The 19,528-nt window shown below is 47.7% G+C and carries 23 protein-coding genes, 1 rRNA gene and 2 other annotated features; all 24 genes read left to right on the top strand.

The window, feature by feature from the left end; translation table 11 throughout:
* Window positions 1-110: ribosomal RNA gene (gene rrf / locus R7V76_RS14750) — 5S ribosomal RNA — on the top strand; the annotation flags it as partial.
* A gap of 137 nt (window positions 111-247) precedes the next feature.
* A complete protein-coding gene (locus R7V76_RS14745) occupies window positions 248-703 on the top strand; it encodes a CtsR family transcriptional regulator (RefSeq protein ID WP_290827021.1) in 456 nt (151 codons plus the stop codon).
* A 16-nt stretch (window positions 704-719) separates the two neighbouring features.
* On the top strand, window positions 720-1,148 hold the full coding sequence (locus tag R7V76_RS14740) for a hypothetical protein (protein ID WP_290827019.1): 429 nt from the start codon (window positions 720-722) through the stop codon (window positions 1,146-1,148).
* The gene (locus R7V76_RS14735) at window positions 1,141-2,214 is read left to right on the top strand and encodes a protein arginine kinase (protein ID WP_318093927.1); all 1,074 of its coding nucleotides are present in this window, start codon (window positions 1,141-1,143) and stop codon (window positions 2,212-2,214) included. The genes R7V76_RS14740 and R7V76_RS14735 overlap by 8 nt, the downstream gene beginning before the upstream one ends.
* Window positions 2,214-4,661, top strand: a complete 2,448-nt coding sequence (gene clpC / locus R7V76_RS14730; protein WP_012368981.1) for an ATP-dependent protease ATP-binding subunit ClpC — start codon at window positions 2,214-2,216, stop codon at window positions 4,659-4,661. The genes R7V76_RS14735 and clpC overlap by 1 nt, the downstream gene beginning before the upstream one ends.
* Window positions 4,662-4,740: 79 nt before the next feature.
* Window positions 4,741-6,117 (top strand): DNA repair protein RadA, encoded by a 1,377-nt coding sequence (gene radA, locus R7V76_RS14725; RefSeq protein ID WP_233494618.1) that lies wholly within the window; start codon window positions 4,741-4,743, stop codon window positions 6,115-6,117.
* A gap of 131 nt (window positions 6,118-6,248) precedes the next feature.
* Window positions 6,249-7,337, top strand: a complete 1,089-nt coding sequence (locus R7V76_RS14720) for a PIN/TRAM domain-containing protein (protein WP_114597357.1) — start codon at window positions 6,249-6,251, stop codon at window positions 7,335-7,337.
* Between the two features lie 58 nt (window positions 7,338-7,395).
* Window positions 7,396-8,079, top strand: a complete 684-nt coding sequence (ispD, locus tag R7V76_RS14715; RefSeq protein ID WP_318093924.1) for a 2-C-methyl-D-erythritol 4-phosphate cytidylyltransferase — start codon at window positions 7,396-7,398, stop codon at window positions 8,077-8,079.
* Between the two features lie 2 nt (window positions 8,080-8,081).
* Window positions 8,082-8,564, top strand: a complete 483-nt coding sequence (gene ispF, locus R7V76_RS14710) for a 2-C-methyl-D-erythritol 2,4-cyclodiphosphate synthase (protein ID WP_188004982.1) — start codon at window positions 8,082-8,084, stop codon at window positions 8,562-8,564.
* 45 nt (window positions 8,565-8,609) lie between these two features.
* Entirely contained in the window at window positions 8,610-10,055 is a 1,446-nt protein-coding gene (gene gltX, locus R7V76_RS14705) for a glutamate--tRNA ligase (protein ID WP_318093921.1), read from the top strand.
* Window positions 10,056-10,273, top strand: a binding site (T-box leader).
* Window positions 10,274-10,318: 45 nt separating this feature from the next.
* Entirely contained in the window at window positions 10,319-11,002 is a 684-nt protein-coding gene (gene cysE, locus R7V76_RS14700; RefSeq protein ID WP_318093919.1) for a serine O-acetyltransferase, read from the top strand.
* Window positions 10,956-12,353, top strand: coding sequence for a cysteine--tRNA ligase (cysS, locus tag R7V76_RS14695; protein ID WP_290827005.1), 1,398 nt, complete (start codon window positions 10,956-10,958; stop codon window positions 12,351-12,353). Before cysE ends, cysS begins: the two co-directional genes overlap by 47 nt.
* The gene (locus R7V76_RS14690; RefSeq protein ID WP_318093917.1) at window positions 12,350-12,754 is read left to right on the top strand and encodes a Mini-ribonuclease 3; all 405 of its coding nucleotides are present in this window, start codon (window positions 12,350-12,352) and stop codon (window positions 12,752-12,754) included. The genes cysS and R7V76_RS14690 overlap by 4 nt, the downstream gene beginning before the upstream one ends.
* 88 nt (window positions 12,755-12,842) lie before the next feature.
* Window positions 12,843-13,607 carry a 23S rRNA (guanosine(2251)-2'-O)-methyltransferase RlmB gene (rlmB, locus tag R7V76_RS14685; RefSeq protein ID WP_012368990.1) on the top strand — a complete coding sequence of 255 codons (765 nt, stop codon included), beginning with the start codon at window positions 12,843-12,845 and terminating at the stop codon, window positions 13,605-13,607.
* The gene (locus R7V76_RS14680; protein WP_318093915.1) at window positions 13,604-14,134 is read left to right on the top strand and encodes an NYN domain-containing protein; all 531 of its coding nucleotides are present in this window, start codon (window positions 13,604-13,606) and stop codon (window positions 14,132-14,134) included. The genes rlmB and R7V76_RS14680 overlap by 4 nt, the downstream gene beginning before the upstream one ends.
* A gap of 191 nt (window positions 14,135-14,325) precedes the next feature.
* The gene (gene sigH / locus R7V76_RS14675) at window positions 14,326-14,967 is read left to right on the top strand and encodes an RNA polymerase sporulation sigma factor SigH (protein ID WP_012368992.1); all 642 of its coding nucleotides are present in this window, start codon (window positions 14,326-14,328) and stop codon (window positions 14,965-14,967) included.
* Between the two features lie 157 nt (window positions 14,968-15,124).
* A complete protein-coding gene (rpmG, locus tag R7V76_RS14670; RefSeq protein WP_012368993.1) occupies window positions 15,125-15,271 on the top strand; it encodes a 50S ribosomal protein L33 in 147 nt (48 codons plus the stop codon).
* 44 nt (window positions 15,272-15,315) lie between these two features.
* Window positions 15,316-15,486 carry a preprotein translocase subunit SecE gene (gene secE / locus R7V76_RS14665; RefSeq protein ID WP_012368994.1) on the top strand — a complete coding sequence of 57 codons (171 nt, stop codon included), beginning with the start codon at window positions 15,316-15,318 and terminating at the stop codon, window positions 15,484-15,486.
* A 19-nt stretch (window positions 15,487-15,505) separates the two neighbouring features.
* The gene (gene nusG, locus R7V76_RS14660) at window positions 15,506-16,057 is read left to right on the top strand and encodes a transcription termination/antitermination protein NusG (RefSeq protein WP_012368995.1); all 552 of its coding nucleotides are present in this window, start codon (window positions 15,506-15,508) and stop codon (window positions 16,055-16,057) included.
* 149 nt (window positions 16,058-16,206) lie between these two features.
* Window positions 16,207-16,632 carry a 50S ribosomal protein L11 gene (gene rplK / locus R7V76_RS14655; protein ID WP_012368996.1) on the top strand — a complete coding sequence of 142 codons (426 nt, stop codon included), beginning with the start codon at window positions 16,207-16,209 and terminating at the stop codon, window positions 16,630-16,632.
* Between the two features lie 116 nt (window positions 16,633-16,748).
* Entirely contained in the window at window positions 16,749-17,435 is a 687-nt protein-coding gene (rplA, locus tag R7V76_RS14650) for a 50S ribosomal protein L1 (protein ID WP_012368997.1), read from the top strand.
* A gap of 54 nt (window positions 17,436-17,489) precedes the next feature.
* Window positions 17,490-17,644 (top strand) — a sequence feature (ribosomal protein L10 leader region).
* 50 nt (window positions 17,645-17,694) lie between these two features.
* Window positions 17,695-18,201 carry a 50S ribosomal protein L10 gene (gene rplJ / locus R7V76_RS14645; RefSeq protein WP_012368998.1) on the top strand — a complete coding sequence of 169 codons (507 nt, stop codon included), beginning with the start codon at window positions 17,695-17,697 and terminating at the stop codon, window positions 18,199-18,201.
* Window positions 18,202-18,277: 76 nt separating this feature from the next.
* A complete protein-coding gene (gene rplL / locus R7V76_RS14640; RefSeq protein ID WP_012368999.1) occupies window positions 18,278-18,643 on the top strand; it encodes a 50S ribosomal protein L7/L12 in 366 nt (121 codons plus the stop codon).
* 83 nt (window positions 18,644-18,726) lie between these two features.
* Window positions 18,727-19,323 carry a class I SAM-dependent methyltransferase gene (locus R7V76_RS14635; RefSeq protein ID WP_290826995.1) on the top strand — a complete coding sequence of 199 codons (597 nt, stop codon included), beginning with the start codon at window positions 18,727-18,729 and terminating at the stop codon, window positions 19,321-19,323.
* Window positions 19,324-19,528: the final 205 nt, after the last annotated feature.

The following is a 19,528-nucleotide window of genomic DNA, read 5'->3' as shown; positions in this document are numbered from 1 at the left end:
GACGATAGCCAAGTGGTCACACCCGTTCCCATGCCGAACACGGAAGTTAAGCACTTGAACGCCGAAAGTAGTTGGGGGCTTCCCCCTGTGAGGATAGGACGTTGCCAGGCAAGTAAGAGACTGATCTGCATTTTGCAGGTCGGTCTTTTTGTGTACCCAAAATAAAAGCTAAATGTTTGCATTTCACTTTTAAGATGATTACTATTAAATCAAACAATAGTCAAAGATGGTCAGAGAGGTGGTGCCCATGCAAAACATCACAGATATCATCGAAGCCTATTTAAAGCAGATTTTACATGATGAGAAAAAAATTGAAATCAAACGCCAGGAAATTGCAGAACGTTTTGATTGTGTACCCTCACAAATCAATTATGTCATCAACACGCGTTTCACGATTGAGAAAGGTTACTTTGTTGAGAGTAAACGTGGTGGCGGTGGGTATATCCGCATTCAAAAGATTGTTATTTTAGATAGTCACGATCTGTTAGATGAAATGAGTCGGTGGGTTGGAAACGATTTGACCGAACAAGCTGCAGAAGACTATCTGGTTCGCTTAATCAATGAACAGCTTTTAACACGACGGGAAGCGATTTTGATTCAATCATTGTTGCAGAAGGAAAGTTTACCAATGGCACTTGAAGATCAACGTCGGATGCGGGCTCATTTGATGCAAACCGTCTTGCAAACCATTAAACGATTGTGACACGGGAGGAATTTGTATGCGTTGTCAGCGGTGTGGTGAACGAGAAGCTGTCGTCCGTGTCAAACTTCCACAAGATCAAGAAGGAACCGAACAAATTCTATGTTCGGTTTGTGTAAAAGAATTGGCAAAAGCCTATCAGGAAACCGCTTGTCCTTCATGTGGGATGACACGTCAACAACTTTTACATTTACGAAAAGTTGGTTGTGCAACATGCTATTCGTTTTTCAAAGAAGAAGTCGACGGGATGATTCGTCAATTTCAACACGGTCATACGAAACATTATGGTTCACGTCCTGAAGAAGAGTCGGTTGAAAAACGTTTGGCTCAACAGTTGAGTCGACTCAAGGAACAGTTGAACCGGAAAATCTTATCGGAAGACTATGAAGAAGCAGAAATCATCAAACAACAAATTGTAAATGTGGAGGAGGATTTGCGCCATGTTTGAAGAACTCTTGACGCAACCTCTCAGTCAAAAAATGGATCAGCAAGCACCTTACGACGATATTGTCGTTTCAACCAGAATTCGATTAGCACGTAATGTGGCACACTATCCATTTTCGACAAAAATGACAGAAGATCAGGCAAATGCGTTAATCAATGAAACCGAGCGTCAATTATCGGGATTAAAAGGTTTTCAATTTGGGCGTGTTGATCAAGTCGATGCTTTAACCCGGACTGCTTTAGTAGAAAAACATTTAATCAGTCCTGCACTGGCGACACATCCACGAACCGGACTTTTTATAAGTGAAGATGAACAGATCAGTGTCATGGTCAATGAAGAAGATCATTTTCGTATTCAAACGCTTTTACCGGGGTTACAGCTGGAGGAAGCATTTCGGGTTGCGAAGCAGGTCGATCGTTTAATCAGTGAACGCTTTAAGATTGCTTTTGATGATACGCTTGGTTATTTGACGACCTGTCCGAGCAACGTCGGTACAGGTCTACGGGCTTCCGTTATGTTGCATTTACCGGGACTCGTCCTGACGAATCAAATCCAAGGGTATATTAAACACCTGCGGCAGCTCGGTTTTGCGATTCGCGGGCGTTACGGTGAAGGGAGCGATGCTTCCGGCAGGATGTTCCAATTGTCGAATCAACGGACGCTTGGTGCCAGTGAAGATATGTTGATTACGGATTATCAATTTGCCGTTGAAGCATTAATTGAAGCAGAACAAGCAGCAAGAAAAGGATTATTGGAGACGTATCAAGAAGAACTAGAAGACCGGCTTTACCGGTCATCCGGAATTTTACGATCTGCCCGACTGATTACGGCCCGGGAAGCAACGGAACGTTTATCCGATGTCCGGTTAGCGGACAGTCTCGGTTTGGAGGTCGAACTTCCACCGAACTTGTTCCATCATTTGCTTGTATCGCTACAAACAGGTTTTCTACAAAAGCATTTCGGGAAACAATTAACATCAAGAGAACGGGACATCGAGCGAGCGAGCATCATTCGTCAGATGTTAACCGAACAGGCAAACAGGGATCACACACAAGGAGGTTTTGCGTAATGATGTTTGGACGATTCACAGAACGTGCTCAACGCGTACTCGCACTTGCTCAAGAAGAAGCGGTACGTCTTGGTCACCATAATATCGGGACAGAACACATTTTACTCGGACTTGTACGTGAAGGAGACGGGATTGCGGCGAAAGCCTTAACAGCACTCGGACTCAGTTCAGATAAGATTCAAATGGAAGTTGAAGCTTTAATCGGTCGCGGCCAAGACGGTGCGACAACGATTCACTATACACCACGCGCCAAAAAAGTCATCGAGCTTTCGATGGATGAGGCCCGTAAGCTCGGTCATTCGTATGTCGGAACAGAACACCTTCTACTTGGTTTGATTCGTGAAGGAGAAGGCGTGGCAGCACGTGTCTTAAACAACCTTGGCATCAGCCTCTCGAAAGCACGTCAGCAAGTACTTCAATTGCTCGGCAACAGCGAAACGACAGCGAATGCGTCACAAGCAGGCTCTGGTGTCGCTACACCGACACTTGACGGTCTGGCACGCGATTTAACGCAACAAGCACGGGAAACACGTCTTGATCCGGTCATCGGCCGTTCAAAAGAAATCCAACGTGTCATTGAAGTCTTAAGCCGCCGGACGAAAAACAACCCAGTCTTAATCGGGGAACCCGGTGTTGGTAAAACAGCCGTCGTCGAAGGTCTTGCCCAACAAATCATCAATAATGAAGTGCCGGAGACGTTACGGAATAAACGTGTCATGGTTCTCGATATGGGGACACTTGTCGCCGGAACAAAATACCGTGGTGAGTTCGAAGACCGTTTGAAAAAAGTCATGGATGAGATTCGTCAGGCCGGAAACATCATTCTCTTCATCGATGAATTGCACACATTGATTGGTGCCGGTGGAGCAGAAGGTGCAATCGATGCTTCGAATATCTTGAAGCCGTCACTTGCCCGCGGTGAACTCCAGTGTATCGGAGCAACAACACTCGATGAGTACCGGAAGTACATCGAAAAAGATGCGGCACTCGAACGTCGTTTTCAACCGATTCAAGTAGCTGAACCGACAACGGATGAAGCGACACAAATCTTGTTTGGTCTGCGTGACCGTTATGAAGCGCACCACCGTGTGACAATCACGGATGAAGCGATCCAGGAAGCCGTTACACTCTCGGACCGTTACATTTCAGATCGTTTCCTACCGGATAAAGCAATCGACTTGATTGACGAAGCGGCTTCAAAAGTCCGTTTACGTTCTTATACAGCACCACCGAACTTAAAAGAAGTCGAAGCGAAGCTTGAAGGTATTCGTAAAGACAAAGACGAAGCTGTTCAAAGTCAGGAATTCGAAAAAGCAGCCAGTCTCCGTGATACGGAACAAAAATTACGGGATGAATTGGAACGCTTAAAAGAAGAATGGCAGAACAAGCAAGGCAACGAAAAATTAGAAGTGACGAAAGACGATATTGCACAAGTCGTCGCCAACTGGACAGGTGTTCCGGTTACGAAGATTGCAGAAGAAGAGACGGATCGTCTGCTTCGCCTCGAAGAAATTCTTCATGGACGTGTCATCGGTCAAAACGAAGCCGTAAAATCGATTTCAAAAGCCATCCGTCGTGCACGTGCCGGCTTAAAAGATCCAAAACGTCCGATTGGTTCATTCATCTTCCTCGGACCAACAGGTGTCGGTAAAACGGAACTTGCCCGGGCTGTCGCGGAAGCGATGTTCGGTGACGAAGATGCGATCATCCGGATCGATATGTCCGAGTACATGGAGAAACATGCGACAAGTCGTCTTGTCGGTTCTCCTCCGGGATATGTCGGATATGAAGAAGGCGGTCAGTTAACAGAGAAAGTACGCCGGAAACCATACTCCGTCATCCTGCTTGATGAAATCGAGAAAGCACACCCTGAAGTCTTCAACATCTTACTTCAAGTGCTTGACGACGGTCGCTTAACGGATTCAAAAGGTCGGACTGTCGACTTCCGTAATACGATCATCGTCATGACGTCAAACGTCGGAGCAAGCGCTCTTAAACGCAATAAATATGTTGGTTTTGCGGTCTCCGATGATACGGATCGTGAGTATAAAGACATGAAAGGTAAAGTCATGGAAGAGTTGAAACGTGCCTTCCGTCCTGAATTCTTGAACCGGATTGACGAAACAATCGTCTTCCACTCACTTGAGAAGAAACACATCGAAGAAATCGTAAAACTCATGGCGAAAACGCTTGAGAAACGCCTTGCAGAACAACAGGTTCATTTCGAGTTGACGCCGGCTGCGCTCTCGAAAATCGCGGATATCGGATATGATCCGGAATACGGAGCCCGTCCAATCCGTCGTGCCCTTCAACGGGAAGCAGAAGACCGCTTGTCAGAAGCATTGCTCGCAGGCGATATTCAAAAAGGTGAGCGGGTGGCACTTGATGTCGAAGATGGTGAATTCATCGTCCGCCGCCATCAAGCTGAACCAGCAACGACCGAATAATTGATCAACAGGGTCCAGCTTTCGCAAGTATGTGGCGAAAGCTGGATTTTTTTCTTGATAAAAAGAAAGGATGAATCGCTTGGCTAAAATAAAGACGAAATTTGTCTGCCAGAGTTGTGGTACGGAATCTCCCAAATGGATGGGACGCTGTTCCGGCTGTGGCGAATGGAACACGATGATCGAAGAAGTCGTTGAAGAGAAAAAAGCACGGCGCGGTTCTGCCTTCGTGCATACGACAACCAAACAATTAAAACCGGAACGCTTATCAAATATCTTGTCACAGGAAGAAAGCCGTGTCTTTACAGGCAGCGGTGAATTTGACCGGGTCCTCGGTGGTGGAATCGTACCGGGCTCGATGGTTCTTGTCGGCGGCGATCCCGGAATCGGGAAGTCGACGATCTTGCTTCAAACCAGTGCGCGTCTTGCGGCGCGTGGAGAAAAAGTTTTGTACATTTCAGGGGAAGAATCGCTGAAACAAACGAAACTGCGGGCGGAACGCCTCGGATTGCCGACACAGGACCTGTTTGTCTTGAGTGAGACAGACATGAACATGATCGAACGGGTCGTCGATGAAGAAAATCCTGGATTTTTGATCATTGACTCCATTCAAACCGTGTATATCGATGAAATTCAATCGGCTCCGGGCAGCGTCACGCAAGTCCGGGAATGTACAGCGATGCTGATGAAAATCGCGAAGAGTCGCGGAATTGCCATCTTTATCGTCGGTCACGTAACCAAACAAGGATCGATTGCCGGACCACGTTTACTTGAGCATATGGTAGATGCTGTCCTGTACTTTGAAGGGGAACGCCACCACACGTTCCGGATTTTACGGGCGGTTAAAAACCGGTTCGGTTCGACGAATGAAATCGGTATTTTTGAAATGCGTGAATCAGGTCTTGAGGAAGTCTTGAATCCATCGGAGATTTTTCTCGAAGAACGGACATCCGGTGTATCCGGTTCGACCATCGTCGCCTCGATGGAGGGAACTCGGACAGTTCTTGTAGAACTGCAAGCATTGATTTCTCCGACATCGTTCGGTAATCCACGCCGTATGGCGACTGGGATTGATCAGAATAAAGTCGCTTTGCTGATGGCTGTTTTAGAAAAACGGTCGGGCTTGTTGCTCCAGACGCAAGATGCGTATCTCAAGGCAGCGGGTGGAGTCAAACTCGATGAACCGGCCATCGATTTAGCAATTTGTGTCGCGGTCGCATCCAGTTTCCGTGATAAGCCGACCCGACCGACAGATGTCGTCATTGGCGAAGTCGGTTTGACGGGCGAAGTCAGACGGGTGTCACGGATTGAACAACGTGTCGCGGAAGCAGCAAAGCTTGGTTTCACCCGTGCCATCATTCCGAAGAACAATCTCGGGGGCTGGACGTATCCGCCCGGCATCACGGTAATCGGAGTCGAAAGCGTGGATGAAGCATTACGCGAAACAATTCCGTTTTAAGCGGTTTCAACTACGGCAAAAGATGGGGAAGATGTAAAAGACCTGTAAACAGTTTCCCCATCCTAAGGCGTAGGTGATTCAAATAAACACATGTTACAATGAACTTAAAATAATAAAAGGAGGTGGGAAGATTGAAAATCGTCATCAGGATCTTTTTTGCGTTACTAGGTCTTGCGCTCGGTATCTTGTTGCTTCCTCAATTGTTTCAGCTGATTGAAGCAGCGACGAAGATGGCTTTCCCGGAATGGTTGATGACCACATACGTAACAGGAACGATTGGTGCACTCATATTTTTATTAATTGGATTATTCATTACGGATTCTGTGATTCGACTTCTCCGGTTTTTAGAAGAAAAGTTAGTGAAAGCACCTGTCGCCGATCTATTTTTCGGCACATTCGGCTTATTGGTCGGTCTCGTCATGGCTTTTCTTGTCAGCATGCTGATTGAACTTGTCGGTATTCCTTTACTCAGTAATGTGTTAACCATGATTGTCGCAGTGCTGTTCGGTTACCTCGGATTTACGGTCGGCTACCGGAAGCGTCACGAACTGACGAAAGTCTTCTTGCGCAACAGTAACAATCAGACTGAGAAAAAAGCGGCTGAGCCTGTTGTTGTCGCAAAATCAAACAGTAAAGTCCTCGATACGAGCGTCATCATCGATGGACGGATTACGGATATCGCAAAAACAGGATTTGTCGAAGGCAAACTGATTGTTCCACAATTTGTCATCGGCGAGTTGCAGTATATTGCGGATTCATCAGATACACTGAAGCGAAACCGCGGACGTCGCGGGCTCGATGTGTTGAAGGAATTGCAATCGATTCCCGGCATGGAAGTTGAAATTTACGATGGAGACTTTGAGGATGTTCCGGAAGTCGACATCAAGTTGATTAAGTTGGCCGAACTGATCAAAGGGATTGTCGTCACAAACGACTACAACTTAAATAAGGTCTGTGAAGTGCGGAACGTACCGGTCCTGAACATTAATGATTTGGCGAATGCCGTCAAACAAGTGGTGATTCCCGGCGAAGAGATGACGGTCCTTGTCATCAAAGAAGGAAAAGAGCAGAAACAGGGAATTGCCTATCTCGAGGACGGAACGATGGTCGTCGTGGAAGAGGGAAAACATTTGATTTCAAAAACGATTGGTGTTGTCGTGACCAGTGTTCTGCAGACGTCTGCCGGACGGATGATTTTTGCGAAACCCCAGGAAAAATAAACAGCAGACTGCCAAATCTCTTTTGGCAGTCTTTACTTATGGGAAAAGAGGGAACTAGATGAAAGAGCACACATACCGGATTGTCATTCCGGCCGCCGGAGCAGGGAAACGGATGGGAGCGGATCGAAACAAATTAATGCTGACGTTACGAGACCGGTCCATCATCGAATGGACACTTGATGTCTTTGAGCAGGACCCGGCTTGTCTTGAAATCATTTTGGCGATCAATCCGACGGAGCAACCGTGGTTTGAACGTATCACGGCACCATACAAGACGTCGATCCGTCTCGTCCCGGGTGGGCGTGAACGTCAGGAAAGCGTCCAGCGTGGATTAGAAGCGGTGACAGCACCGGGGATCGTCCTGATTCATGACGGAGCCCGACCATTCGTGACCATCGAATCGATTCAGCAGGTCGTCCAAGCAGCTGAAAAGACCGGAGCTGCGATATTAGGTGTGCCGATTAAGGATACCGTCAAACGGATTGACGGCGACGCGATTGTCGAGACGGTCCCCCGGGATCAGCTGATGGCAGCACAAACGCCGCAAGCCTTTGAATTAGAGCGGATTCGAACTGTTCATGCGAAGGCAGCGACGGAATTTTTAGGTACGGATGACGCAAGTTTGATAGAATGGGACGGAGGAACGGTGACTTGGGTCACCGGACAATACGAGAACATTAAAGTGACGACACCGGACGATTTATTGTTCGGAGAAGCCATTCTAACGAAACGGGGGAAATGATGATGATTCGAATTGGACAAGGATTTGATGTACATGCCTTTGCAGAGGATCGCAAACTGATTTTAGGTGGAATCGAGATTCCGCATACGAAAGGGTTACTTGGTCACTCGGATGCTGACGTCCTGTTACATACGATTGCTGACGCAGCACTCGGTGCGATTGCGGCGGGCGATATCGGGAAACACTTCCCGGATACGGATCCGGATTTTAAAGATGCTGACTCAGCAAAATTGTTGCAGCACGTGTATGCACTGGTCAAAGCACAAGGCTATGAACTGGGTAATTTAGACGCGACCGTCATTGCGCAAGCGCCGAAGTTACGTCCATACATCGATACGATGCGGGCGCGAATCGCGGAACTGCTTGAAGCGGATATCGAACAAATCAACGTCAAGGCGACGACGACGGAATGGCTCGGTTTTACGGGGCGTGAAGAAGGAATCGCATGTCAGGCTGTGATTTTGCTGAAACGAATCGAAGAATAAGGTATACTAGGTAAGCGAATTTTAGACTAAAGGAGTGGATCGGTAATGGCAGAAGTACGTGTACGTTATGCACCAAGTCCAACGGGACACCTTCATATTGGAAATGCACGAACAGCATTGTTTAACTACCTGTTTGCACGACACGCAGGCGGTAAGATGATTTTACGGATTGAGGATACGGATCAGAAACGAAACATCGATGGTGGTGTGGAAAGTCAGATGAAGTACCTCGAATGGCTCGGCATCGACTGGGATGAAGGTCCGGGTCGCGGCGGCGACTATGGTCCTTACTTCCAAATGGAGCGACTCGATCTGTACAAAAAATACACAGACGAGTTACTTGAAAAAGGACTGGCTTACCGCTGTTACATGACATCGGAAGAGCTCGAAGCGGAACGGGAAGCGCAAATCGCACGTGGGGAAGCACCCCGTTATTCAGGTGCACACCGTAATCTGACGCAAGAACAAGAAGATGCATTTGTGGCAGAAGGCCGGACACCGTCGATTCGGATCCGTGTTCCGGAAAGCGTTACCTACACATGGAACGATATCGTTAAAGAAGATGTCTCGTTCGAATCAAAAGATTTCGGCGATTGGGTCATCGTCAAAAAAGACGGGATTCCGACGTACAACTTCGCTGTTGTTGTCGATGATCACTTGATGGCGATCAGCCACGTCCTGCGCGGGGACGACCATATCTCGAATACACCAAAGCAGATGATGATTTACGATGCGTTCGGTTGGGAGTATCCGACATTCGGACATATGACATTAATCGTCAACGAAGAACACAAAAAACTGTCAAAACGTGATCAGTCGATCATCCAATACATCGAGCAGTATAAAAATCTCGGTTACTTGCCGGAAGCGTTACTGAACTTCGTGACGTTACTCGGATGGTCGCCGGTCGGTGAACAGGAAATCTTCACGAAAGAAGAGTTCATCGAAATCTTTGATGCATCTCGTTTGTCGAAGAGTCCGGCTGTCTTTGATCAGCAAAAATTGGCTTGGATCAACGGTCAATACATGAAACACCAATCGTTCGAAGAAGTATTCGAAGCGAGTCTGCCATTCCTGCAGGACGCGGGACGTGTTGCAAGCGAACCGACGGAAGAAGAGCTTGTCTGGGCACAAAATCTGGTCGGATTATACCGGGAACAGATGACACACGGCGCAGAAATCGTCGAGCTTTCAGAGATGTTTTTTGAGGATGAACTGGTGTATGATGAAGAAGCAAACACTGTCTTAGCAGGAGAAACCGTTCCTGCAGTCTTGAGTGAATTCGCAAACCAGTTGCGGACGCTTGAAGAATGGACACCGGAAGCGATCAAAGGCGCAATCAAAGCGACTCAAAAAGCGACCGGACAAAAAGGGAAAAATCTGTTCATGCCAATCCGTGTCGCAACGACCGGACAGACACACGGACCGGAGCTCCCGAACACGATTCAACTATTAGGAAAAGACCGCGTACTTGCGCGTCTGGACGCATAAAATAAAGCGTAGATGAGGAAAGTAGGAACGATGTCCGTTGTACAGAGACGAGCTTGAGTGGTGAGAAAGCTTGAACGGCCGCGCTCTCGAAATGCCCCTCTGAGTGCTACCCGAAATCAGTGAGAGTAGGCGTAGACGTATCTCCGGCGTTAACGGACCGGAGAGGGATGATTCGTTCATCCAAACAGAGTGGGACCGCGCTGATTGGCGTCTCTGTGCAGCGATGCACGGAGGCGCTTTTTCTTATGGAGAGGAGAACAAACATGACACGGATGCGTGAAGATATCCGCAATGTATTTAAACAGGATCCGGCAGCCCGGAGTACGATAGAAGTCGTCTTAACTTACCCGGGGTTACACGCTGTCTGGATGCACCGGTTAGCCCACCGTATGTGGAAAATGAATCTGCATCTCGCCGCCCGGATGCTGTCGCAATTCAGTCGGTTCCTGACAGGAATCGAAATTCATCCCGGTGCGACGATCGGACGTCGTTTCTTCATCGATCACGGTATGGGCGTCGTCATTGGCGAAACAGCGATTATCGGCGACGATGTCACGTTGTTCCAAGGTGTGACACTCGGGGGAACAGGGAAAGAAACGGGCAAACGGCATCCGACACTCGGAAATGGTGTCCTCGTATCCGCCGGAGCACGCGTACTCGGTGATATCACGATTGGTGATTCGTCGAAGATTGGCGCAAGCTCCGTCGTTTTAAAAGACGTACCGTCCAATGCGACCGTTGTCGGTATTCCCGGACGTGTCGTGATACAGGACGGTATCAAGGTCGATGCACCGCTTGATCATCAATTACCCGATCCGGTTCGTGAATGCCAGGAACGGGTTGAACTGGAACTTGAACAATTAAAATATGAGATTGAACGAATAAAAGGAGGACACCGCCATGATACAACTGTACAACAGCATGACCGGAAAAAAGGAACCGTTTAAACCGCTTGAAGAAGGAAAGGTTAAGATGTACGTCTGTGGACCGACTGTCTATAACTACATCCATATCGGAAATGCCCGTCCGGCCATCGTCTTCGATACAGTCCGCCGCTACTTTACGTACCGGGGCTACGACGTCAAGTATGTCTCGAACTTCACGGATGTCGACGATAAAATCATCCGGACAGCAAATGAGCTCGGAGAAGATTACCACGCGTTGACGAAACGATTCATCGAAGCCTATCACGCGGATACAGGGGCGTTAAATGTCCAAAAAGCGGATATTCATCCGCTCGTCACAGAAACGATGGACGATATCATCGCCTTCATCGAAGTACTCGTTGAAAAAGGAAATGCTTACGCATCAAGCGGAGATGTGTACTTCCGGACACGCAGCTTTAAAGATTATGGTCAATTAAGCCAACAGTCGATTGACGAACTCCGTTCGGGTGCCCGGATCGAGGTTGGTGAGAAAAAAGAAGATCCGCTTGATTTCGTCTTATGGAAAGCGGCAAAACCGGGTGAACCGGCATGGACGAGTCCATGGGGAGAAGGACGTCCTGGCTGGCACATCGAGTGCTCGGCGATGGCGAAAAAGTATCTTGGCGATACAATCGATATTCATGCCGGCGGACAAGACCTTAAATTCCCGCACCATGAAAATGAGATTGCCCAATCGGAAGCCTGCAATTCGCAAAAGTTTGCGAACTACTGGATGCATAACGGATTCCTCAATATCGAAAATGAGAAGATGTCCAAATCCCTCGGTAACTTCCTGACGGTCCACGAAGCGATTCAAGCGGTCGATCCGATGGTCTTGCGGTTCTTCATGCTGTCGGTCCAGTACCGTCATCCGATCAACTACAGCCGTGACCTGATTGATCAGGCGGCAAACGGGTTGGCACGAATCCGCGAATCGGTCGCAAACGTTGAACATCGTTTGACGATGACAGCTGACCTCGGAACGGCAACAGAAAAATGGTTGAACCGGATTGAAGAAATCAAACAGCATTTCGTCACATCGATGGATGATGATTTCAATACGGCAAATGCCGTGACTGATCTGTTTGACCTGTCGAAGGAAGCGAACCTCTATCTTGGGGAAGATCAAGTTGCAAAAGAAGTTCTGGAACGTTTCTTGGCAGTCTTCCAGGAATTGTCGACGGTTCTCGGTGTGACCTTGACGATTGAAAAAGGGTTGCTCGACGAAGAAGTGGAACAGCTGATCCGTGATCGTGACACAGCACGAAAAGAACGCGACTTCGCCCGGGCGGATGCAATCCGTGATCAATTGCGCGACCAAGGTATCTTGCTTGAGGATACAGCACAAGGGATGCGGTGGAAGCGCGGATGAAGAACTACAAACAATTAAATGCACTGGCACTCGCTTACATGGGCGATGTCGTCTACGAAATGCGTGTCCGGGAACGGTTGCTTGAAAAGGGGTTCGTCAAACCGGGTGAGCTGCATCAGGCAGCCATCCGGTATGTCCGTGCCCAGGCCCAAGCATTCGTCGTGACCCACTGGTTAAATGAAAATATGTTAACAGAAGAAGAGCAAGCCGTCGTCCGGCGCGGGAAGAACGCCAAATCCGGTTCTGTCCCGAAAAGTACGGACGTTCATACGTACCGTTATGCTACGGCGTTTGAGGCATTGCTTGGATATATCTATCTTGCAGAAGGAGGGGATCGTCTTGAAGAACTCATCGGACAAGCGTTCGAATTACTCGAAGCCGAAGCAACGGACGGAAAATAAATCGTTCCAACCGGCACGAAAACAAAAAGACAAGCCGAATAGCGAAAAGCCGAAACAGAAGAAGGTTGAAGCCAAACAGGAAGAGGTCGTGATTGAACCGCTCGCGGAAGGACAAGACTTCCTGTACGGACGGAACCCTGTTCTCGAAGCATTGCGGTCAGGTCGGGAGATGAACAAGCTCTTCATTCAGGAAGGACAGCAGAAAGGACCACTTGCTGTCATCCATGCGATGGCTAAAGAGGCCGGAGTCCAGACACAGATCGTTCCACGTTCGAAATTACATGGTCTGACGGGAAGTGACAACCATCAGGGTGTCGTCGCGGCCGTCGCAGCATACGAGTATGCAGAACTCGATGATATTTTTGCTCTTGCAGAAAAGAAAGACGAGACGCCGTTGATGATTTTACTCGATGAACTCGAAGACCCGCATAATCTCGGATCGATTCTCCGGACGGCAGATGCTGTCGGTGCCCACGGAATCATCATTCCGAAACGCCGGTCCGTCGGATTGACGCAAGTCGTCGCGAAAGCTTCGACAGGGGCTATCGAGCACATCCCGGTCGTGCGTGTCACGAACCTGACGCGGACGATGGAAGATTTAAAGAAAAAAGGAATCTGGTTCGTCGGAACGGATGCCCGCGAGAGTGATGACTACCGGACGCTCGACGGAACGATGCCGCTTGGAATCGTCATCGGCAGTGAAGGAAAAGGCATGAGCCGGCTCGTCCGCGAAAAATGCGATTTCCTCGTTCATCTCCCGATGGCAGGACACGTCACGTCACTCAACGCATCCGTTGCCGCCTCGTTGTTGTTATATGAGGTCTACCGGACAAGAAAGCCGTATTCGCGATGAAATACGACCGTCTGATCGTTGATGGCTACAATATCATTGGCGCATGGCCGGAGTTCCGGACATTGCGGGAGCAGGATTTTGAATTAGCACGGGAACGATTGGTCGATGCGATGGCCGAGTACCAAGCCGTGACGGGAATCAGTGTGACGATCGTCTTTGATGCCTATCTGCAACCGGGACGGGAATCCCGAATCAAGAAAAGCGGTATTGAAGTCATTTATACACGGGAAAACGAAACGGCGGATGAATGGATTGAAAAAACAGCGGCGGAATGGCTACAGGATATCCGGGTCAAACTGACGGTCGCAACAAACGATTTCACCGAACAGTGGGTCATCTTCACACTCGGTGCCCTACGAATTTCAGCGCAGGAACTGCGCCGGGACTGGAAGGCGGCGGTCGCCGTGATCCGCGGACAGACCATTACGTCAAAAACGAGTCAAAAACCACGTTCGACAATCGATATGCCGGCCGATGTCATTGAACGGCTCGAAGAAATCCGGCGTCGCAAAAATTCAGATTCATAATGAAAACGGAAAAGCGGATTCACGATGCAGTCGTGGAATCCGTTTTTTTTTTGATTCGGGTGCGTGAGTCGTCCCGATCATTCCCGAAACAAAAAAGAGGTCATGCCAATTTTCATTGTCGTAAGACAGGAAATTATTGTATAATTAGAAACAATCGATTAGTTTGTTAGAGAAGCTTGGAGGGATGACGGATGAGTTTGGTTTCGTTCGACCAGTTTGAGTGCATGACCGATGAGGCGCTTGTGGAACAGGCGAAGGTATTTGACAACAGTGATGCGCTCGAATTTCTGATCGAGCGGTATCGGAACTTTGTGCGTGCAAAAGCACGGTCTTACTTTTTGATCGGAGCGGACCGCGAAGATATCATCCAAGAAGGCATGATCGGTCTGTATAAGGCAGTCCGGGATTATCGGACGGATAAGCTGGCTTCCTTCAAAGGGTTTGCCGAACTGTGTATTACCCGGCAGATGATTACGGCGATTAAAACCGCGACACGTCAAAAACATATCCCGCTTAATTCGTACATTTCGCTTGATAAACCGATTTACGATGATGAGTCGGAACGGACGTTGCTCGATATCATTACATCGACCGCCCCGTCGGATCCGCAAGTGCTGATCGTCAACCGGGAAGAGTATGCGGATATCGAAAGCAAGATGGATGAGATTCTCAGTGATCTAGAACGCAAGGTGCTTGCGCTTTATCTCGACGGAAGAACCTATCAAGAAATTTCCGACGATCTCGATCGTCATGTCAAGTCAATCGATAATGCCCTTCAACGTGTAAAGAAAAAGCTGGAACGGTATCTCGAAGCGCGAAAACTGACGGTCTGATCGAGAGGTGGATTGACCCCGGTATCCGGGTGTGCTACTGTATAAATAGCGCCTTACTAGCGAGACGCCGCTCATAGGCGTTTTTTTTTACGCTCTTTTTTGGAGAGAGGGTTCTCTTCTTGAAGAGAAGGAGTGGCAAAGAAGGAGGTCGTTTGAGATGGCGAAGAAAGTAGGCCTTGCTTGTGATATTTGCGGTGCCCGCGACTACACGACGATGAAAAAAGAGGATGTCAGCATCCGCTTGGAACTGAAAAAGTTCTGTCGCCGCTGTAACGCGCATACGATTCATAAAGAAGCGAAATAAGGCTTCATCTGTCCCCATTTACTACATCCTGGAGGGAAAGTACGATGAAATTTTTGCGTGACGTATGGAATGAACTGAAAAAGACGAGCTGGCCAAAACGAAAAGAACTGACGAAGTATACACTGACCGTAATCGGTATGGTCATTTTTATGGGTGTCTTCATCTTCGGTGTCGATTCAGGGCTCAGCGCATTCATGAGTTGGTTGATTAAGTAAAAAGAAGAGGTGACGTACCATGGATAAGCAGTGGTTTGTTGTCCAGACGTACTCTGGATTCGAAAATAACGTCAAGGCAAATCTTGAACGTCGGATTGAATCTATGAACATGGACGAGAAAATCTTCCGTGTACTCGTTCCAATCGAAACGGTACAGGAAGAAGTAACAAACAAAAAAGGTGAAACGAAAATCAAGGAACGTGAAATCAAGATCTTCCCGGGGTATGTCCTCGTCGAGATGGTCATGACGGATGATTCTTGGTATGTCGTCCGTAACACACCGAACGTCACGGGATTCCTCGGTTCGGTCGGCGGCGGTTCGAAACCGACACCACTTCTTCCTGAAGAAGCAGAAAACATTCTCGGATCAATGGGACTTGTCGACATGAAGAGTCGTTATGACTTTACAATGGGACAAATCGTACGGATCAAAGAAGGCGTCTTTGCGAACCTGGAAGGTACGATCGAAGAGCTTGAAACAGAAGCTGAAAAAATGAAAGTTTCTGTCGATATGTTCGGTCGTGAAACGAAAGTAGAGCTCGATTTCTCACAAGTTGAGAAGATTGACTAAGTTTCCTATTGCGAAACTTTTATTTTAATGGTACAATTTTTCCTGTTTGATGTTGTGCTTATTTCGGTAAATTACTCGTCGAATAGAATGAGTGGGAGGACGCGCAACGTCCAATTAAACCACATTAAAGAATTAAGGAGGTGTGTCTCGTGGCGAAGAAGGTTATGAAACTAGTTAAACTTCAAATTCCTGCGGGCAAAGCAAACCCAGCTCCACCAGTTGGACCGGCACTCGGTCAAGCAGGTGTGAACATCATGGGCTTCTGTAAAGAGTTCAACGCTCGTACACAAGACCAAGCCGGCTTGATTATTCCTGTAGTCATCACGGTTTTTGAAGATCGTTCATTTACGTTTATTACTAAAACTCCACCAGCAGCAGTTCTCTTGAAGAAAGCAGCTGGAATCGAGAGCGGTTCAGGCGAGCCTAACCGTAAGAAAGTAGCGACTGTCAAACGTGACAAAGTTCGCGAAATCGCTGAAACGAAAATGCCAGACCTCAACGCAGCATCTGTTGAAACAGCGATGTTGATGGTTGAAGGTACTGCACGTTCTATGGGTATCGTAATCGAAGACTGAGTCTTTTGATTGCAATGAACAACGATGAGGGTCGCAGGCGGATAGTTACTTGAAGCCTTGCTACCCTTTCATTATGTGGGAGGATTTTCCGCACAACCACAAAGGAGGAACCTAAAATGGGTAAGAAGTATAAAGAAGCTGCTAAACTTATCGATCGTACGGTTTCATACGAACTCGCTGAAGCTGTAGATTTGACTAAAAAGTCTGCAACTGCGAAATTCGATGAAACAATCGAACTTGCTGTTCGTCTCGGAGTCGATCCGAAGAAAGCAGATCAACAAATCCGTGGAGCAGTCGTATTGCCACACGGTACTGGTAAAACACAAAAAGTTCTCGTCTTTGCTAAAGGTGAGAAATTAAAAGAAGCGGAAGCTGCTGGAGCAGATTTCGCTGGTGATTCTGAGTACATCACTAAAATCCAACAAGGATGGTTCGACTTCGATGTTATCGTTGCGACACCTGACATGATGGGTGAAGTTGGTAAACTCGGCCGTGTTCTCGGACCTAAAGGCCTCATGCCTAACCCGAAAACAGGAACAGTTACATTTGACGTCACTAAAGCAATCAACGATATCAAAGCTGGTAAAGTTGAGTACCGTGTCGACAAATCTGGTAACATCCACGTTCCAGTCGGTAAAAAATCATTTGATGACGCTAAATTGGTTGAGAACATCAACACAGTCATCGAAACTCTCGTTAAAGTTAAACCAGCTACTGCTAAAGGTGTTTACCTTAAGAACATCGCGATCGCTTCTACAATGGGTCCTGGTGTAAAAGTATCTGCAGTTGACTTCGCGAAATAATTTCGTCTAAAACGAACTTGACAACGTTCTAAGAACGCTGTTACAGTATAAAACGTTGATATATTCGACATACCGTAGACAGAAGGTGCTCATCGATTGAGCATAAACCCTTCCGAGGTGTTCTTGCTCAGAGAGCCTGTTTGTTCAGGTATCCTTTTTGACGATTACGCCTCCTCTGCCTGGCAGACGGAGGCTTTTTATTTGAAATCGAGCAGCCCCTCGCGCCGGTACATTCCATTTACCAGGAGGTGCAACAGAAATGGCAAACGAAAAAGTTATCGCTGTCAAAGCGGATCTCGTATCTGAGATCGCTGAGAAAATGCAAGCGAGCGCTGGAACAATCGTCGTCGACTACCGTGGTCTCACAGTAGACGAAGTAACAGAACTTCGTAAACAACTCCGCGAAGCGGGTGTTGAATTCAAAGTTTACAAAAACGGTCTCCTCCGCCGTGCTGCAGTTCAAAGCAATCTTGAAGGTCTTGACGAAGTATTTACAGGTCCTACTGCGATCGCCTTCAGCAATGAAGACGTTATCGCTCCAGCTAAGATCTTAAACAACTTCTCGAAAGACCACAAAGCTCTTGAGCTTAAAGGTGGTATCATCGAAGGCAAAGTCACTTCAGTAGAAGATGTCAAAGCCCTTGCGGAACTTCCATCACGCGAAGGTCTCCTTTCGATGCTTCTCAGCGTGCTTCAAGCGCCAATCCGTGGTCTTGCGGTGGCAACGAACGCAATTGCAGAGCAAAAAGAAGAACAATCTGCTTAATGTCCGCTTAGCGGGATAGGCAAAAACACAATTTTTCACACCCCAACGTGGGTTAAATCAAAGGAGGAAAACCATAATGGCTTTCAACAAAGAGCAATTTATCGAAGACCTCAAGGGCATGACTGTTCTTGAACTTAACGAACTCGTAAAAACAATCGAAGAAGAATTCGGCGTATCAGCAGCAGCTCCAGTAGCAGCAGCAGGTGCAGGCGCAGCAGCAGCTGAAGAGCAAACTGAATTCGACGTAATCCTTACTAGCGCAGGTTCTGGTAAAATCAACGTCATCAAAGCAGTTCGCGAATTGACAGGCCTCGGTCTTAAAGAAGCGAAAGCACTCGTTGACGGAACTCCAGCTCCAGTTAAAGAAGGCGTTTCGAAAGAAGACGCTGACGCAATCAAAGCTAAGCTTGAAGAAGCTGGCGCAAGCGTAGAAGTTAAGTAATTTTCTTCTTCACGTAAAACAAAAGAAGCTCGCTTTGCGGGCTTCTTTTGTTTTCAACTTTAATATAGAGAGGGGAAGGAAACATGGCAGATCATTATTACACAAATGATCCCTCCTCGAAACGGGATCCAAAGTCGTGGGAATTCGTTTTACGTGGTGAAACGTTCCGCTTCACTTCGGATCATGGAGTGTTTTCAAAAGGCGGCGTTGATTTCGGTTCGCGTCTACTGATTGAAGCCTTCACAGAGCCGGATGTACCGGGTGCTATCCTGGATGTCGGATGCGGATACGGTCCGATGGGAATTTCGCTTGCGAAAACGACCGGACGGGAAGCAGTTTTAGTAGATGTAAACGAGCGGGCGCTTGAGCTTGCGGCTGACAATGCACGTGCGAATGGTGTTTCCGTGACGACCGGTGTAAGTGACGGATATGCTGGCGTGGTTGGACAGACGTTTGCAGCGATCGTGACGAATCCACCGATTCGGGCAGGGAAGACGGTTGTTCACCGGATTTTACGGGAAGCATATGATCATCTTGAAGTGGGCGGCGCTTTATGGGTCGTCATTCAAAAGAAACAAGGCGGACCATCCGCAAAGAAGTTGATGGAAGAAGTATTCGGTTCATGTGAAACTGTTACCCGCGATAAAGGGTATTCAATATTTAAATCAATTCGGTCTTGACAAATCGAGTGATTTGTCGTTGACCTTGTCTAATGTCTATGATAGTATTATAAAATGCCATTGGAGTGATTTTTGGATAAGCAGTTTGAAGCAGCTGGCGTTCTCGACTACAGATGATTGAGTAGACAAGACGTCGCTTTTTTGCGCTTATCGGTCAAAAAATGGCTTCAATGTTCGATATTACACCCGTCCTTCTCAAGAAGAA

This window comes from Exiguobacterium artemiae (genome assembly GCF_033342815.1).
Lineage (GTDB): Bacteria > Bacillota > Bacilli > Exiguobacteriales > Exiguobacteriaceae > Exiguobacterium_A > Exiguobacterium_A artemiae_A.
Note: the sequence above shows the minus strand (reverse complement) of the source record. Positions and strands in the feature narration are given on the sequence as shown.

Excerpts from the sequence above, each read along its gene's own strand:
- R7V76_RS14745 (WP_290827021.1), top strand. The coding sequence starts at position 248 with ATGCAAAACATCACAGATATCATCGAAGCCTATTTAAAGCAGATTTTA.
- R7V76_RS14740 (WP_290827019.1), top strand. The coding sequence starts at position 720 with ATGCGTTGTCAGCGGTGTGGTGAACGAGAAGCTGTCGTCCGTGTCAAA.
- R7V76_RS14735 (WP_318093927.1), top strand. The coding sequence starts at position 1,141 with ATGTTTGAAGAACTCTTGACGCAACCTCTCAGTCAAAAAATGGATCAG.
- clpC (WP_012368981.1), top strand. The coding sequence starts at position 2,214 with ATGATGTTTGGACGATTCACAGAACGTGCTCAACGCGTACTCGCACTT.
- ispD (WP_318093924.1), top strand. The coding sequence starts at position 7,396 with ATGAAAGAGCACACATACCGGATTGTCATTCCGGCCGCCGGAGCAGGG.
- ispF (WP_188004982.1), top strand. The coding sequence starts at position 8,082 with ATGATTCGAATTGGACAAGGATTTGATGTACATGCCTTTGCAGAGGAT.
- gltX (WP_318093921.1), top strand. The coding sequence starts at position 8,610 with ATGGCAGAAGTACGTGTACGTTATGCACCAAGTCCAACGGGACACCTT.
- cysE (WP_318093919.1), top strand. The coding sequence starts at position 10,319 with ATGACACGGATGCGTGAAGATATCCGCAATGTATTTAAACAGGATCCG.
- cysS (WP_290827005.1), top strand. The coding sequence starts at position 10,956 with ATGATACAACTGTACAACAGCATGACCGGAAAAAAGGAACCGTTTAAA.
- R7V76_RS14690 (WP_318093917.1), top strand. The coding sequence starts at position 12,350 with ATGAAGAACTACAAACAATTAAATGCACTGGCACTCGCTTACATGGGC.
- R7V76_RS14680 (WP_318093915.1), top strand. The coding sequence starts at position 13,604 with ATGAAATACGACCGTCTGATCGTTGATGGCTACAATATCATTGGCGCA.
- sigH (WP_012368992.1), top strand. The coding sequence starts at position 14,326 with ATGAGTTTGGTTTCGTTCGACCAGTTTGAGTGCATGACCGATGAGGCG.
- rpmG (WP_012368993.1), top strand. The coding sequence starts at position 15,125 with ATGGCGAAGAAAGTAGGCCTTGCTTGTGATATTTGCGGTGCCCGCGAC.
- secE (WP_012368994.1), top strand. The coding sequence starts at position 15,316 with ATGAAATTTTTGCGTGACGTATGGAATGAACTGAAAAAGACGAGCTGG.
- nusG (WP_012368995.1), top strand. The coding sequence starts at position 15,506 with ATGGATAAGCAGTGGTTTGTTGTCCAGACGTACTCTGGATTCGAAAAT.
- rplA (WP_012368997.1), top strand. The coding sequence starts at position 16,749 with ATGGGTAAGAAGTATAAAGAAGCTGCTAAACTTATCGATCGTACGGTT.
- rplJ (WP_012368998.1), top strand. The coding sequence starts at position 17,695 with ATGGCAAACGAAAAAGTTATCGCTGTCAAAGCGGATCTCGTATCTGAG.
- rplL (WP_012368999.1), top strand. The coding sequence starts at position 18,278 with ATGGCTTTCAACAAAGAGCAATTTATCGAAGACCTCAAGGGCATGACT.
- R7V76_RS14635 (WP_290826995.1), top strand. The coding sequence starts at position 18,727 with ATGGCAGATCATTATTACACAAATGATCCCTCCTCGAAACGGGATCCA.